The 15,229-nt window shown below is 59.5% G+C and carries 13 protein-coding genes; 7 read left to right on the forward strand and 6 right to left on the reverse strand.

Annotation, left to right across the window (positions count from 1 at the left end; genetic code table 11):
- Window positions 1-70 precede the first annotated feature (70 nt).
- Both ACA061_RS04000 and ACA061_RS04005 read left to right on the forward strand, forming a co-directional pair.
- Window positions 71-1,798, forward strand: a complete 1,728-nt coding sequence (locus tag ACA061_RS04000) for an ABC transporter ATP-binding protein/permease (protein WP_150617119.1) — start codon at window positions 71-73, stop codon at window positions 1,796-1,798.
- 185 nt (window positions 1,799-1,983) lie between these two features.
- Window positions 1,984-2,733, forward strand: a complete 750-nt coding sequence (locus tag ACA061_RS04005; RefSeq protein ID WP_150617120.1) for a FadR/GntR family transcriptional regulator — start codon at window positions 1,984-1,986, stop codon at window positions 2,731-2,733.
- Between the two features lie 4 nt (window positions 2,734-2,737).
- Here the strand turns inward: ACA061_RS04005 and ACA061_RS04010 are convergent, their stop codons facing one another.
- Window positions 2,738-3,112, reverse strand: a complete 375-nt coding sequence (locus ACA061_RS04010; RefSeq protein WP_497300651.1) for a hypothetical protein — start codon at window positions 3,110-3,112, stop codon at window positions 2,738-2,740.
- A 363-nt stretch (window positions 3,113-3,475) separates the two neighbouring features.
- Here ACA061_RS04010 and kdgD point away from each other — a divergent pair, with 363 nt between their 5' ends.
- The 5 genes from kdgD (at window position 3,476) to ACA061_RS04035 (ending at window position 10,106) form a co-directional block, all read left to right on the forward strand.
- Entirely contained in the window at window positions 3,476-4,387 is a 912-nt protein-coding gene (gene kdgD, locus ACA061_RS04015) for a 5-dehydro-4-deoxyglucarate dehydratase (protein WP_497300652.1), read from the forward strand.
- Window positions 4,388-4,446: 59 nt separating this feature from the next.
- Window positions 4,447-5,892, forward strand: coding sequence for an aldehyde dehydrogenase family protein (locus ACA061_RS04020; RefSeq protein WP_150604428.1), 1,446 nt, complete (start codon window positions 4,447-4,449; stop codon window positions 5,890-5,892).
- 183 nt (window positions 5,893-6,075) lie between these two features.
- Window positions 6,076-7,440, forward strand: a complete 1,365-nt coding sequence (locus ACA061_RS04025; RefSeq protein ID WP_047299764.1) for an MFS transporter — start codon at window positions 6,076-6,078, stop codon at window positions 7,438-7,440.
- A gap of 11 nt (window positions 7,441-7,451) precedes the next feature.
- On the forward strand, window positions 7,452-9,005 hold the full coding sequence (garD, locus tag ACA061_RS04030) for a galactarate dehydratase (protein WP_497300654.1): 1,554 nt from the start codon (window positions 7,452-7,454) through the stop codon (window positions 9,003-9,005).
- Window positions 9,006-9,164: 159 nt separating this feature from the next.
- Window positions 9,165-10,106 carry an AEC family transporter gene (locus ACA061_RS04035; RefSeq protein ID WP_150604426.1) on the forward strand — a complete coding sequence of 314 codons (942 nt, stop codon included), beginning with the start codon at window positions 9,165-9,167 and terminating at the stop codon, window positions 10,104-10,106.
- 85 nt (window positions 10,107-10,191) lie between these two features.
- Here the strand turns inward: ACA061_RS04035 and ACA061_RS04040 are convergent, their stop codons facing one another.
- From ACA061_RS04040 to gatA, 5 genes are all read right to left on the reverse strand, one after another.
- On the reverse strand, window positions 10,192-10,569 hold the full coding sequence (locus ACA061_RS04040) for a carboxymuconolactone decarboxylase family protein (protein ID WP_042557645.1): 378 nt from the start codon (window positions 10,567-10,569) through the stop codon (window positions 10,192-10,194).
- Window positions 10,566-11,627, reverse strand: a complete 1,062-nt coding sequence (locus tag ACA061_RS04045; protein WP_497301911.1) for a calcium/sodium antiporter — start codon at window positions 11,625-11,627, stop codon at window positions 10,566-10,568. Before ACA061_RS04045 ends, ACA061_RS04040 begins: the two co-directional genes overlap by 4 nt.
- Window positions 11,628-11,673: 46 nt before the next feature.
- Window positions 11,674-12,048: a septal ring lytic transglycosylase RlpA family protein gene (locus tag ACA061_RS04050; RefSeq protein ID WP_150604425.1), complete on the reverse strand. Its 375-nt coding sequence runs from the start codon at window positions 12,046-12,048 to the stop codon at window positions 11,674-11,676.
- 260 nt (window positions 12,049-12,308) lie between these two features.
- Complete coding sequence (gatB, locus tag ACA061_RS04055) at window positions 12,309-13,754, reverse strand: Asp-tRNA(Asn)/Glu-tRNA(Gln) amidotransferase subunit GatB (protein ID WP_497300656.1); 1,446 nt, start codon at window positions 13,752-13,754, stop codon at window positions 12,309-12,311.
- A 10-nt stretch (window positions 13,755-13,764) separates the two neighbouring features.
- Window positions 13,765-15,216 carry an Asp-tRNA(Asn)/Glu-tRNA(Gln) amidotransferase subunit GatA gene (gatA, locus tag ACA061_RS04060; protein WP_210554514.1) on the reverse strand — a complete coding sequence of 484 codons (1,452 nt, stop codon included), beginning with the start codon at window positions 15,214-15,216 and terminating at the stop codon, window positions 13,765-13,767.
- Between the last annotated feature and the right edge of the window lie 13 nt (window positions 15,217-15,229).

Below are 15,229 nucleotides of genomic sequence, written 5' to 3' on the forward strand. Positions count from 1 at the left end.
CCTCGCGATAAAACGCGCCGATCATCTATGATCGGCGCGTGTCTGTTCTTATCTATATCGAGCCTTATCCATGAATCAGAACGCTGAATACTCCGCGGTCAACGATGCTGTGCGCGGGCAGTTTTTTCGCAAAGTATGGGCGATCATCACGCCTTACTGGCGCAGTGAAGAGAAGATCCAGGCCTGGACACTGCTGATTGCGGTGATAGCGCTCTCGCTGCTCAGTGTGGGCATCTCGGTGTGGTTCAACACCTGGTACAAGGACTTTTACAACGCGCTGCAGAAGAAGGACGAGGCGGCGTTCTGGCAGCTGATTCTGTATTTCTGTGCGATAGCGGCGGTGGCGATTGTCGGGGCGGTGTATCGGCTTTATCTGACTCAGATGCTGACGATTCGCTGGCGGGCCTGGCTCACTGAAAAGCATTTTTCGCGTTGGCTCGCCGACAAGAACTACTACCAGCTGGAGCAGGGCGGTTATACCGATAACCCGGACCAGCGAATCTCCGAAGACCTCAACAACTTCACCTCCAATACCCTTGAACTGGGTATCGGGTTACTGCGCAATATCGTCAGCCTGGTGTCGTTCTCGATCATTCTGTGGGGCGTGTCGGGCAGCATCGAAGTCTTTGGTATCACCATTCCCGGCTACATGTTCTGGTGCGTGCTGGTTTACGCCGTGGTCGGTAGCTGGCTGACGCATCTGATCGGTCGTCGTTTGATCGGCCTGAACAACCAACAACAACGCTTCGAAGCCGACCTGCGTTTTTCCATGGTGCGGATTCGCGAGAACGCCGAAAGCATCGCGTTGTACAACGGCGAACCGAACGAAAATCGTCGGTTGAGCGCTCGCTTCGGGAATGTCTGGCACAACTTCTGGGACATCATGAAAGTGTCCAAGCGCCTGACGTTCTTCACCGCCGGTTACAGCCAGGCGGCCATCATCTTCCCGTTCATCGTGGCCTCGCCGCGTTATCTCGCTGGCAAGATCGAACTCGGTGAGCTGATGCAGATCAGCTCGGCATTCGGCAACGTTCAGGAGAGTTTCAGCTGGTTCATCAGTGCGTACCAGAGCCTCGCTTCCTGGCGCGCCACTTGTGATCGTCTGCTGAGTTTCCGTCAAGCCATGACCGACAATGAACAACGTGCGCCGGCCATTGATGTGCAGAATCAGGGCAGTGAATTGAAAGTCCACAACCTGGGGCTGGATCTGGCCGACGGCCGCCACTTGCTGACCAGCGCCGACATGACCGTTGAACCGGGTGATCGGGTGATGCTCAGCGGCCGCTCCGGCAGCGGCAAGTCGACGTTGCTGCGGGCGATGGGGCATTTGTGGCCCGCGGGGCACGGCAGCATTCGGCTGCCGGCGGCGCGTTATCTGTTTCTGCCGCAGAAACCTTATCTGCCGATCGGCACCCTGCGCGAGGCCTTGAGTTATCCACAGGCGGGCGACACCTATTCACCCGAACGATACGCGCAAGTGCTGGAAACCTGCCGCTTGCCGCATCTGGTCGCGCGTCTGGATGAGGCCAATCACTGGCAGCGGATGCTCTCGCCCGGTGAACAGCAACGCCTGGCCTTCGCCCGCGCACTGCTTTATGCACCGCACTGGCTGTACATGGACGAAGCCACCTCGGCGATGGATGAAGAAGACGAAGCCACGCTTTATCAGGCGCTGATCGACCAGTTGCCCGAGTTGAGCATTGTCAGTGTTGGTCACCGTAGCAGCCTGAAGCGGTTCCACCCACGGCATGTGCGAATCGACAACGGCCACCTGGTTGAACAAACCGTGACCGCCTGAACCACACAAATCTCCTGTAGGAGCTGCCGCAGGCTGCGATCTTTTGACTTTGATTTTCTGAAACAAGATCAAAAGATCGCAGCCTGCGGCAGCTCCTACAGGGCCGATGTGATCCGGCCGGTGATCGTACAACCCGCTTGAGCTATGATGCCCACAAGCCGAACTTTCGAGACAAGACGTAGACCATGGAAAACCTGATCGAAACCCCGCGCCTCCCCCGCAAGCGCCGCAGCCTGGCTCAGGAATTGGTGACGGTGCTCAGCGAGCAGATCCGTGACGGCCTGCTCAAGCGTGGCGACAAGTTGCCTACCGAGTCGGCGATCATGGAAGCCCATGGCGTCAGCCGTACCGTGGTGCGCGAGGCGATTTCCCGTTTGCAGGCCGCAGGCCAGGTAGAAACCCGCCATGGCATCGGCACGTTCGTGCTCGACACGCCAAGCCCCAGCGGTTTTCGCATCGACCCGGCTACCGTCGTCACCCTGCGTGACGTGCTGGCGATTCTCGAATTACGCATCAGCCTCGAAGTCGAGTCTGCCGGCCTTGCCGCGCAACGTCGCAGCCCCGAGCAACTGGCGACCATGCGCGCCGCCCTCGATGCGCTGAACGACAGCGTTGCCCACGCCAGTGATGCCGTCGCCTCTGACTTTGCGTTCCACCTGGAAATCGCCCTGTCCACCGGCAACCGCTATTTCACCGACATCATGACTCACCTGGGTACCAGCATCATTCCGCGCACGCGACTGAATTCGGCGCGCCTGGCCCATGATGATCAGCAGCACTACATGAGTCGCCTGAGCCGTGAGCACGAAGAAATCTACGAGGCAATCGCCCGTCAGGATTCCGATGCAGCGCGTGCGGCCATGCGTCTTCACCTGACCAACAGCCGCGAAAGACTGCGCCAGGCCCATGAAGAGGCGCAGGCGCAGCGGGGTTAGTCGCTCACGCTTCGATCCGTAGCAGCAACGGCTCTGAATAGGGCTCCAAGCTGGACTCATCCTGAAATTTGTAGCGCAGTTCGATTTCCGAATGCAGGTACGACAGTAGTACCTCTTTCGGAATGTGCAGTTCGATGCCCGTCAGTTTTTCCATCTCGTCCTCGGCGTCATCCCAAGTGCCAGTGTTGACTTCTTCGCTCGCCCATTCGGGCTCCTCGGGGTCATCGCCCAGAATCGCGTAGACGCTCCAGTTCGCCGCAAAATCGCTGGAATCGGGCACTTGAACGATCAGTTCGTCGCTCAACGCCGACAGGTTCACGGTTGCCGTTTCAGGCGTATGAGGCAGAAATTGCGGAAGTTCGGGTGGGGCAAAATCCATCGGGGGCGCTCTCCATGCGAGGTGTGCCGTGATCCATTCACGGCGGGTTTGCACGGTACGAGAATCCCGCCTGTCTCGTTTTAAACCGTCTATTTCCATTTATTGCGATGCCACCTGTAGGAGCTGCCGCAGGCTGCGATCTCTTGACTTTGATTTTCTGAAAGAAGATCAAAAGATCGCAGCCTGCGGCAGCTCCTACAGGGGCTTTGCGTGCCATTGATAACAATCTTGTCGGACAAAAAAGCACTCTCAACGATGAAATGCAGTTGACGGTTATTTTTTAAGTTGTACGATGACCTACAACCTCGGCGAATAGCTGAACGATCCAATCACAAAAAACGTTGCTACCAGGGTGTTCGAATAATGAATCCACAAGAACTGAAGTCCATCCTCTCTGCCGGCCTGCTGTCTTTCCCGGTGACCGATTTCAACGCGCAGGGCGATTTCAACCGCGCGGGCTATATCAAACGTCTGGAATGGCTGGCCCCGTACGGTGCTTCGGCCCTGTTCGCCGCCGGTGGCACCGGTGAATTCTTCTCGCTGGGCGCCAGTGAATACTCGGAAATCATCAAGACTGCCGTCGATACCTGCGAAACCAGCGTGCCGATTCTGGCCGGCGTGGGCGGTTCGACTCGTCAGGCCATCGAATACGCACAGGAAGCCGAGCGTCTGGGCGCCAAAGGTCTGTTACTGCTGCCGCATTACCTGACCGAAGCCAGCCAGGACGGTGTCGCCGCTCACGTTGAAGCCGTGTGTAAATCGGTGAAGATCGGCGTGGTGGTTTATAACCGCAACGTCTGCCGCCTGACCGCGCCACTGCTGGAACGTCTGGCCGAGCGCTGCCCGAACCTGATCGGTTACAAGGACGGTCTGGGTGATATCGAGTTGATGGTGTCGATCCGTCGCCGCCTCGGTGATCGCTTCAGCTACCTGGGTGGTTTGCCGACCGCCGAAGTCTATGCCGCCGCCTATAAGGCGCTGGGCGTGCCGGTTTACTCCTCGGCAGTGTTCAACTTCATTCCGAAAACCGCGATGGATTTCTACCACGCCATTGCCCGCGAAGATCACGCCACTGTTGGCAAGATCATCGACGACTTCTTCCTGCCATACCTCGACATCCGTAACCGCAAGGCCGGTTATGCCGTGAGCATCGTCAAGGCAGGCGCAAAAATCGCCGGCTACGACGCAGGCCCGGTGCGGGCGCCGCTGACCGATCTGACTGGCGAAGAGTACGAAATGCTCGCTGCGCTGATCGACAAGCAAGGTGCGCAATAACAACTCTATAGATAAGGCCGCTGAGCAATCAGCGGCCTTTTGCGTGAGGAGCGATTTCAGTGACTGATTCAAAACGCTACGACAACTACATCAACGGTGAATGGGTCGCCGGTTCCGATTACTCGGCCAACATCAACCCGTCCGAGCTGAGCGACACCATCGGCGACTACGCCAAGGCAGATCTGGCGCAAGTTCACGCCGCCATCGACGCTGCGCGTGCAGCTTTCCCGGCATGGTCGACTTCGGGTATTCAGGCCCGTCACGATTCGCTGGATAAGGTTGGCTCGGAAATCCTCGCTCGTCGCGAAGAACTCGGTACTCTGCTGGCCCGGGAAGAGGGCAAGACCCTGCCCGAAGCCATCGGCGAAGTGACCCGCGCCGGCAACATCTTCAAGTTCTTCGCCGGTGAATGCCTGCGTTTGTCCGGCGATTACGTGCCGTCGGTGCGCCCGGGCGTAAACGTCGAAGTCACCCGCGAAGCGCTGGGTGTGGTCGGTCTGATCACCCCGTGGAATTTCCCGATCGCCATTCCATCGTGGAAAATCGCTCCGGCCCTGGCCTACGGTAACTGCGTGGTTTTGAAACCTGCCGATCTGGTACCGGGCTGCGCTTGGGCGCTGGCCGAAATCATCTCCCGTGCAGGCTTCCCGGCTGGCGTGTTCAACCTGGTGATGGGCAGCGGCCGTGTAGTTGGCGATGCACTGGTGCAGAGCCCGAAAGTCGATGGCATCAGCTTCACCGGTTCCGTCGGCGTGGGTCGGCAGATCGCGGTCAACTGCGTGTCGCGTCAGGCCAAGGTTCAGCTGGAAATGGGCGGCAAGAACCCGCAGATCATTCTCGACGACGCCGACCTTAAGCAAGCGGTTGAGCTGTCGGTGCAGAGCGCGTTCTACTCCACCGGCCAACGTTGCACGGCATCGAGCCGCTTGATCGTCACCGCCGGGATTCACGACAAGTTCGTCGAAGCCATGGCCGAACGCATGAAGTCGATCAAGGTCGGCCACGCGCTGAAATCCGGCACCGATATCGGTCCGGTGGTTTCGCAGGCGCAGCTTGAACAGGACATGAAATACATCGACATCGGCCAGTCCGAAGGTGCGCGTCTGGTCAGCGGCGGCGGTCTGGTGACCTGCGACACCGAGGGTTACTACCTCGCGCCAACGCTGTTTGCCGACAGCGAAGCATCGATGCGCATCAGCCGCGAAGAGATTTTCGGACCGGTGGCCAACATCGTTCGCGTTGCCGATTACGACGCTGCGTTGGCCATGGCCAACGACACCGAATTCGGTCTGTCGGCCGGCATCGCCACCACATCGCTGAAGTACGCCAACCACTTCAAACGTCATTCCCAGGCCGGGATGGTGATGGTCAACCTGCCGACCGCCGGCGTGGATTACCACGTTCCGTTCGGTGGCCGTAAGGGTTCATCCTATGGCTCACGTGAGCAAGGCCGCTATGCGCAAGAGTTCTACACGGTCGTGAAGACCAGCTACATCGGTTCCTGAATGGAGCACGCGGTGTCGACCCCGACACCGCACCCCTGTAGGAGCTGCCGAAGGCTGCGATCTTTTGATCCTGTTTTTTGAGATCAAGATCAAAAGATCGCAGCCTTCGGCAGCTCCTACAGGGAGCAAGCGAATACAACAGATTCACCCGCGCATAAAAATAATCAGTGGGAGTACATCTACATGCAACCGACTCAAAAGCCGACTCACGTCCGCTATTTGATCCTGCTCATGCTGTTTCTGGTGACCACGATCAACTACGCCGACCGCGCGACCATTGCGATCGCCGGTTCCAGCCTGCAAAAAGACCTCGGCATCGACGCGGTTACCCTCGGCTATATCTTCTCCGCATTCGGTTGGGCCTACGTGGCCGGGCAAATTCCCGGTGGCTGGCTGCTCGATCGCTTCGGCTCGAAAAAAGTCTATGCCCTGAGCATTTTCACCTGGTCGCTGTTCACCGTGCTGCAAGGCTTTGTCGGTGAGTTCGGCATGTCCACGGCGATTGTTGCGCTGTTCATGCTGCGCTTCCTGGTGGGCCTGGCCGAGGCGCCGTCCTTCCCCGGCAACGCACGCATCGTCGCGGCCTGGTTCCCGACCGCTGAACGCGGCACCGCTTCGGCGATCTTCAACTCGGCGCAATATTTCGCCACTGTGTTGTTCGCACCGCTGATGGGCTGGATCGTCTACAGCTTCGGCTGGGAACACGTGTTCATCGTCATGGGTATCCTCGGTATCGTCTTCTCGCTGATCTGGCTGAAGGTTATCCACAGCCCGCGCGAACACCCGAGCATCAACGATGCCGAGTTCAAGCACATCGCTGACAATGGCGGCATGGTCGACATGGACCAGCGCGGCAAAAAATCCGACGGCCCGAAATGGGACTACATCCGCCAGTTGCTGACCAACCGCATGATGCTCGGCGTGTATCTGGGTCAGTACTGCATCAACGGCATCACGTACTTCTTCCTGACCTGGTTCCCTGTTTACCTGGTGCAGGAACGCGGCATGACCATCCTCAAGGCGGGTTTCATTGCTTCGTTGCCGGCGATCTGCGGGTTTATCGGTGGCGTGCTGGGCGGGGTGATTTCCGATTACCTGCTGCGCAAGGGCCATTCGCTGACCTTCGCCCGCAAGGCACCAATCATTGCTGGCCTGCTGGTTTCCAGCAGCATCGTCGCCTGCAACTATGTAGATGTTGAATGGATGGTCGTGGGCTTCATGGCTCTGGCATTCTTCGGCAAAGGCGTTGGCGCACTGGGTTGGGCAGTGGTTTCCGACACCTCGCCTAAACAGATCGCCGGTCTGAGCGGTGGTCTGTTCAACACTTTCGGCAACATCGCTTCGATCACCACGCCGATCGTGATTGGCTACATCATCAGCTCCACCGGTTCGTTCAAATGGGCGCTGGTGTTCGTCGGTGCCAACGCACTGGTTGCGGTGTTCAGCTATCTGGTGATCGTCGGCCCGATCAAACGTGTGGTGCTCAAAGAGCCGCCAACCACTGGCGGTGTTGAAGCCAGCGGTAAATTGTCTCAAGCGCATTCCTGAGGAGCGGCGTCATGCAGTTGATTGAACATTCCGACTCGCCGCGCTACATCCGCCTGCACGAGCGGGACAACGTAGTGGTAGTGGTCAATGACCAAGGTGTTCCGGCCGGAACCGAATTCGCCGATGGCCTGGTGACAGTGGATTTCGTCCCGCAAAGCCACAAAGTCAACCTCGTCGATATTCCCGAGGGCGGGCAGGTGATTCGCTATGGCCAGATCATTGGCTACGCGTTGCAGCCGATTCCCCGTGGCAGTTGGGTCAAGGAAGATCAACTGCGCATGCCGACCGCGCCGCCGCTGGACAGCTTGCCGTTGTCCACCGAGGTGCCAGAGACGCAGGCGCCGCTTGAGGGTTTTACCTTCGAGGGTTATCGCAACGCCGACGGCACTGTCGGCACGCGCAACATTCTCGGGATCACCACCACCGTGCAGTGCGTCACCGGCGTGCTCGATCACGCGGTTAAACGCATCAAGGATGAGTTGCTGCCGAAGTATCCGCACGTCGATGACGTGGTGGCGCTGACCCACAGTTACGGCTGCGGCGTGGCGATCACTGCCACCGACGCCTACATTCCGATCCGCACCGTGCGCAATCTGGCGCGCAACCCGAATCTGGGCGGCGAGGCGCTGGTGATCAGTCTGGGCTGCGAGAAGTTGCAGGCCGGGCAGGTGATGCACGAGGACGACGCTTCGGTCGATCTCAGCGATCCATGGCTGTATCGCTTGCAGGATTCCAGTCACGGTTTCACCGAGATGATCGAGCAGATCATGGCGTTGGCTGAGGTTCGACTGAAGAAACTCGACCAGCGCCGCCGCGAAACCGTGCCGGCCTCCGAGTTGATCCTGGGTATGCAGTGCGGCGGCAGTGATGCGTTTTCCGGGATCACCGCTAATCCGGCGCTGGGTTATGCCTCGGACTTGCTGCTGCGGGCGGGGGCGACGGTGATGTTTTCCGAAGTCACCGAAGTGCGCGACGCGATTTATCTGCTGACCTCTCGGGCGCAAACCAAAACCGTCGCCGAGGAACTGGTGCGCGAAATGGATTGGTACGACCGCTATCTGGCCAAGGGTGAAGCGGATCGCAGTGCCAACACCACGCCGGGCAACAAGAAGGGCGGGTTGTCGAACATTGTCGAGAAGTCGCTGGGTTCCATCGTCAAATCCGGCAGCAGCGCGATCAATGGCGTACTTGGTCCGGGTGAGCGTTTTAAACAGAAGGGTTTGATTTTCTGCGCGACCCCGGCCAGTGATTTTGTCTGTGGCACGTTGCAACTGGCGGCAGGGATGAATTTGCATGTGTTCACCACGGGGCGGGGTACGCCCTACGGGCTGGCGATGGCGCCGGTGGTGAAGGTGTCGACGCGCACGGAGCTGGCGCAGCGCTGGCCTGACTTGATCGATATCGACGCCGGGCGGATTGCCACCGGGCGCGCGACCATCGAAGAGCTGGGCTGGGAGTTGTTCCACTACTATCTGGATGTTGCCAGCGGCAAACAGCAGACGTGGGCGGAGAAGCACAAGCTGCATAACGACATCACGTTGTTCAATCCGGCGCCGATTACCTGAGACAGAGCTGCCTTGAAAAGATCGCAGCCTGCGGCAGCTCCTACCTTGGAATGCATTTTTCCCTGTAGGAGCTGCCGCAGGCTGCGATCTTTTGATCTTCAATTGGGCTCAGTGGCTTATCATTAGGCCCCTAACGACGCTCACCCAAGGCTCCCCGGCATGCTGGCAATTTTCCTCGAAACCCTGAACATCACCGCGCCGGTGTTTGCCATGCTGTTTCTCGGTGTGTTACTCAAGCGCATCGACTGGATCAACGACAACTTTATCCACACGGCATCGTCGCTGGTGTTCAACGTCACCATGCCGGCGCTGCTGTTCCTCGGCATTCTGCATGCCGACCTGCACGCCGCGTTGCAGCCGGCGCTGCTGATCTACTTCTCGATTGCCACGCTGGTGAGTTTTGCCGTCGCTTGGGGCTGGGCGATTTTCAAGTGTCCGCGCGAAGATCGCGGCATCTATACCCAAGGCGCGTTTCGCGGCAATAACGGGGTGATCGGCCTGGCACTTGCCGCGAGCATGTACGGCGATTACGGCATTTCGCTTGGGGCGATTCTCGCGGCGCTGGTGATCCTGTTCTACAACACGCTCTCGACCATTGTGCTGGCGGTCTACAGCCCGGTGATCAAATCCGACCCGTGGAGCATCTGCAAAAGTGTGTTCAGCAATCCGCTGATCATCAGCGTGATTGCGGCGGCGCCGTTTGCCTACTTCAAGATCAGTCTGCCGGGATGGCTGGAAACCTCCGGCCAGTATCTGGCGCAAACCACCTTGCCGCTGGCGTTGATCTGCATTGGCGGCACGCTGTCGCTGGCGGCGCTGCGCAAGAGCGGCAACATGGCGCTCAGCTCTAGTCTGGTGAAGATGATCGGCTTGCCGGTGCTCGCGACCTTTGGCGCATGGCTGTGCGGTTTTCGCGGGGCGGAGCTGGGGATTCTGTTTCTGTACTTCGGCAGCCCGACGGCGGCAGCCAGTTTTGTCATGGCGCGGGCGGCGCAGGGTAATCATGAACTGGCGGCGGCGATTATTGTGCTGACCACGCTGATGGCGGCCATCACCACCAACGTCGGTATCTTCATCTTGCAGTGGGGCGGGTGGATCTGAAGGGCAAGATCAAAGGATCGCAGCCTCCGGCAGCTCCTACAGGGGAGCGCATTTCACTGTAGGAGCTGCCGAAGGCTGCGATCTTTTAGCTTTTCTGATAACTGTCGATCACTTCCTGCGCCGCACGAAACGCATCAATCGCCGCCGGCACCCCGGCATATACGGCGCAATGCAGCAGCGCTTCGCGAATCTCTTCCACGGTGCAGCCGTTGTTCAGCGCACCGCGCACATGGCCTTTCAGCTCTTGCGGGCACTTCAGCGCGGTCAGCGCGGCCAAGGTAATCAGGCTGCGGGTTTTCAGCGGCAGACCTTCGCGATTCCACACGCCACCCCAGGCATGCTCGTTGACAAAATCCTGCAATGGTTGGGTGAACTCCGTGGCATTGCCCAGCGCGCGGTCGACAAACACATCGCCCATTACCTGACGGCGGACTTCAACCCCGGACTTCTTCGATTCGGTCATGGCATATCCCTCTTGTGGTGTTGGCGGCGCCAGGCGCGTACGGACGTGAACAGCAGAAACGCCAGCAGCGGCGGCAGAACGTAAAACAGCATCAGCCGCTCCAGTTTGCCGGCCAGTGGCATGCCGGTGGTGAACGACACCACGTGCAGCCCGTACACCAGATACAAACCGAGCAGCAGCAGACCTTCGACGCGGGTCACGCGGTAGCCGGAATAGAACACCGGCAGACACAATGCGGCGACACCAAGCATCACCGGCAAATCGAAATCCAGCGCATTGGGCGAGACAGACAAAGGCATCGGTGCGATCAGTGCAGTAAGCCCAAGCACCCCAAGCAGATTGAACAAGTTGGCGCCGATCACGTTGCCCACGGCGATGTCCCGCTGCCCGCGCAGAGCCGCAATCAGCGACGTCGCGAGTTCTGGCAGCGAAGTGCCGACAGCAACGACAGTGAGGCCGATCACTCGCTCGGAGAATCCAAGGTCGGTGGCCACCACGACCGCGGCGCCGAGCAACAGACGTCCGGCGAACACCAGCATGGCCAGGCCGACAATGATCATCAGCACACTGACGAACCACGACGCCGGCGCAGTTTCAGGTTGTTCCGAATGCGGTCGTGCCGAATGCCGAGACTGACGCAGCAGCAAACCCAGGTACAACGCCAGTGCGCTCAGAAGCAGGATGCCGTCGAGGCGCCCGAGCTCTTCATTCCACGCCAGCAAGAACACCAGCAGACTGGCGCCGATCATCAGTGGAATATCCAGACGCACCAACTGCCGCGACACGCGCAACGGAATGATCAGCGCCGACAAGCCGAGGGTCACCAGGATATTGAAGATACTGCTGCCGATCACGCTGCTGACCGCAATGTCCGGGGTATGCGCCTGTGCCGCTTGCAGGCTGACGGCCATTTGCGGCGCACTGCTGCCAAACGCGACCACCGTGAGGCCGATGATCAGCGGCCGCACATGCAGGCGAGCGGCCAGGCGCACTGCCGCGCGCACCATCAGTTCGGCGCCGAAGATCAGCAGGCACAGCCCGGCGAACAGTTCGATCAGGCTGATCAGCGGCAAATCGGCTAAGGCGAAAATGGTGGGCGCTCCATCAGTCGTCGAGGGCCTGCACACGAACCCGTGCAGTGCCGCTGCGCAGCATACCGAGTTGTTCGGCCGCCCCGCGAGACACGTCGATCAAGCGCCCACGGGTGTGTGGGCCGCGATCGTTGATACGGACCACGACGGATTCATCGTTTTTAAGATTGGTGACTTTCACCCGGGTACCGAAGGGGAGCTGGCGATGGGCGGCAGTCAGGGCATTCTGGTTGAACGCTTCGCCACTGGCGGTGCGTTTACCGTGGTGTTTGGCTCCGTAATAGGAGGCGACGCCGGTCTGGTCGTAACCGTGCGGGTCGATGATGTCGGTGCTGGCGCAACCGGCGAGTAAGGAGAGCAGGGCGCAGCCCAGGAGCAGACGCTTCATTCAAAGGTTTCCCGAAACTAATGCAGGAGTGAGCCTGTGTGGAGGATGAGCTTTCTGTGGCGAGGGGATTTATCCCCGATGGGTCGCGAAGCGGCCGCAATCTCTGAGTACGATTTGTATCTGACAAATCGAGAACTCAGGTTTTGGGGCTGCTTCGCAGTCCATCGGGGATAAATCCCCTCACCACAAACATGCACCAGCCACAGAAGGTTATTCCCCACAGGGGATAGAGCCAGGTTTTAGGTCTGGCTCCATTTTCATCAGCCTTCGAGCTTGCTTTTCAGCAGTTCGTTCACTTGCTGGGGGTTGGCCTTGCCTTTGGAGGCTTTCATGGCCTGGCCGACGAAGAAGCCGAACATCTTGCCGCGTTTGGCTTCGTCTGCCGCGCGGTATTGCTCGACTTGCTCGGCGTTGGCCGCGAGCATTTCGTCCAGCACCGCCGAGATCGCGCCGCTGTCGGTCACTTGCTTCAGGCCACGCTTTTCGATGATCTCGTCTGCGCTGCCTTCGCCGTTGGCCATCGCTTCGAACACTACCTTGGCGATCTTGCCAGAGATGGTGTTGTCCTTGATGCGCTGCAGCATGCCGCCCAATTGCTCGGCCGAAACCGGCGATTCGTCGATGTCCAGGCCTTGCTTGTTGAGCAGGCTGCCCAACTCGACCATCACCCAGTTCGCCGCCAGTTTGGCGTCGCCGCCGATGGCTGCGACTTTCTCGAAGTAGTCGGCTTGTTCGCGGCTGGTGGCCAGGACGCTGGCGTCATAGACCGACAGACCGAATTGCTCCTGGAAACGCTCGCGTTTCTGCGGAGGCAGTTCCGGCAGGGTGGCGCGCACCTCGCCGAGGAACGACTCTTCGATGACCACTGGCAGCAAGTCCGGGTCGGGGAAGTAACGGTAGTCGTTGGCTTCCTCTTTGGAACGCATCGGACGGGTCTCGTCCTTGTTCGGATCGTACAGACGGGTCTGCTGGATCACTTTGCCGCCGTCTTCGATCAGCTCGATCTGACGCTGGATCTCGGAGTTGATCGCCTTCTCGATGAAACGGAACGAGTTGACGTTCTTGATCTCGCAGCGCGTGCCGAATTCAACCTGGCCTTTCGGACGGATCGACACGTTGCAGTCGCAACGCAGCGAACCTTCGGCCATGTTGCCGTCGCAGATGCCCAGATAACGGACCAGCGCGTGGATTGCCTTGACGTAAGCCACGGCTTCCTTGGCACTGCGCATGTCCGGCTCGGAAACGATTTCCAGCAACGGCGTGCCGGCACGGTTCAGGTCGATGCCGGTGGCACCGTTGAATTCTTCATGCAGGCTCTTGCCGGCGTCTTCTTCCAGGTGCGCGCGGGTGATGCCGACACGTTTGACCGTGCCGTCTTCCAGCGCGATGTCCAGGCGGCCCTTGCCGACAATCGGCAATTCCATCTGGCTGATCTGGTAGCCCTTCGGCAGATCCGGGTAGAAGTAGTTTTTACGCGCGAACACGTTGTGCTGACCGATCTCGGCGTCAATCGCCAGACCGAACATCACCGCCATACGCACTGCTTCCTGGTTCAGCACCGGCAACACGCCGGGCATGCCCAGGTCGATCAGGCTCGCCTGAGTGTTCGGCTCGGAGCCGAACGTGGTCGAACTACCGGAAAAGATTTTCGACCGGGTGGTGAGCTGGGTATGAATCTCCAGCCCGATCACGACTTCCCATTGCATGTGTGTCTCCTCAGAAGCCGGTTGGGGTGCGGGTGTGCCAGTCAGTGTTCAACTGATACTGATGCGCAACGTTGAGCAAACGGCCTTCCTGGAAATATGGAGCGAGCAACTGCACGCCGACCGGCAGACCGTCGACAAAACCGGCTGGCATCGACAGGCCCGGCAGGCCCGCGAGGTTGGCGGTGATGGTGTAGACGTCTTCCAGATAGGCAGCGACCGGGTCGCTGTTCTTGGCGCCGAGTTTCCAGGCCGGGTTCGGCGTGGTTGGGCCGAGGATGATGTCGACTTCATTAAAGGCAGCCATGAAATCGTTCTTCACCAGGCGGCGAATCTTCTGCGCCTTGAGGTAGTAGGCATCGTAGTAACCGGCGGACAGCGCGTAGGCACCGACCATGATCCGGCGCTGCACTTCAGGCCCGAAGCCTTCGCCACGGGAGCGCTTGTACAGGTCGATGAGGTTTTCCGGGTTCTCGCAGCGATGGCCGAAACGCACGCCGTCGAAACGCGACAGGTTGGAGGAGGCTTCTGCCGGCGCAATAACGTAGTACGCAGGAATCGCGTGCTGCATGTTCGGCAGGCTGATTTCCTTGATCACGGCACCGAGCTTCTGCAGCTCTTTGATGCTGTTCTGGATCAGCTCGGCAATGCGCGGGTCGAGACCGGCGCTGAAGTATTCCTTCGGCACACCGATGCGCAGGCCTTTCAGCGATTCGTTGAGGCTGGCGGAGTAATCCGGCACAGGCTCATCGATGCTGGTGGAGTCGTTCTGATCGAAGCCGGCCATACCTTGCAACATAATTGCGCAGTCTTCGGCAGTGCGTGCCAACGGGCCGCCCTGATCGAGGCTGGAGGCGTAGGCGATCATGCCCCAGCGCGAAACACGACCGTACGTCGGTTTCAGGCCGGTGAGGTTGGTGAACGCGGCGGGCTGACGGATCGAGCCGCCGGTGTCAGTGGCGGTGGCCGCTGGCAACAGACGAGCGGCAACGGCCGCCGCCGAACCACCGGACGAACCGCCCGGCACGTGTTCCAGATTCCACGGGTTTTTCACCGCGCCGTACCAGCTCGACTCGTTGGCCGAACCCATGGCGAACTCGTCCATGTTGGTCTTGCCGAGGGTCACAGCGCCGGCAGCGGCCAGTTTGGCGACCACGGTGGCGTCGTACGGAGCCTTGAAATTGTCGAGCATCTTCGAGCCGCAGCTGGTGCGAATGCCCTGGGTGCAGAACAGGTCTTTGTGGGCGATCGGCGCACCCAGCAGGGCGCCGCTCTCACCGTTGGCACGGCGTGCGTCGGCGGCTTTCGCCTGCTCAAGCGCCAGCTCTTCGGTGAGGCTGATGAAACTGTTGAGCTGCGGATCGAGCTGGGAAATACGCGCCAGCAGGACTTTGGTCAGCTCTTCGGAGGAAAACTTTTTATCGGCGAGACCGCGAGCGATCTCGGCCAGAGTCATTTGATGCATTGCAGGCTCTTTC

The organism is Pseudomonas sp. LBUM1668, from assembly GCF_059695715.1.

Coding starts and splice junctions, on each gene's coding strand:
- ACA061_RS04000 (WP_150617119.1), top strand. CDS start 71: ATGAATCAGAACGCTGAATACTCCGCGGTCAACGATGCTGTGCGCGGG.
- kdgD (WP_497300652.1), top strand. CDS start 3,476: ATGAATCCACAAGAACTGAAGTCCATCCTCTCTGCCGGCCTGCTGTCT.
- ACA061_RS04025 (WP_047299764.1), top strand. CDS start 6,076: ATGCAACCGACTCAAAAGCCGACTCACGTCCGCTATTTGATCCTGCTC.
- garD (WP_497300654.1), top strand. CDS start 7,452: ATGCAGTTGATTGAACATTCCGACTCGCCGCGCTACATCCGCCTGCAC.
- gatB (WP_497300656.1), bottom strand. CDS start 13,754: ATGCAATGGGAAGTCGTGATCGGGCTGGAGATTCATACCCAGCTCACC.
- ACA061_RS04005 (WP_150617120.1), top strand. CDS start 1,984: ATGGAAAACCTGATCGAAACCCCGCGCCTCCCCCGCAAGCGCCGCAGC.
- gatA (WP_210554514.1), bottom strand. CDS start 15,216: ATGCATCAAATGACTCTGGCCGAGATCGCTCGCGGTCTCGCCGATAAA.
- ACA061_RS04035 (WP_150604426.1), top strand. CDS start 9,165: ATGCTGGCAATTTTCCTCGAAACCCTGAACATCACCGCGCCGGTGTTT.
- ACA061_RS04010 (WP_497300651.1), bottom strand. CDS start 3,112: ATGGATTTTGCCCCACCCGAACTTCCGCAATTTCTGCCTCATACGCCT.
- ACA061_RS04050 (WP_150604425.1), bottom strand. CDS start 12,048: ATGAAGCGTCTGCTCCTGGGCTGCGCCCTGCTCTCCTTACTCGCCGGT.
- ACA061_RS04040 (WP_042557645.1), bottom strand. CDS start 10,569: ATGACCGAATCGAAGAAGTCCGGGGTTGAAGTCCGCCGTCAGGTAATG.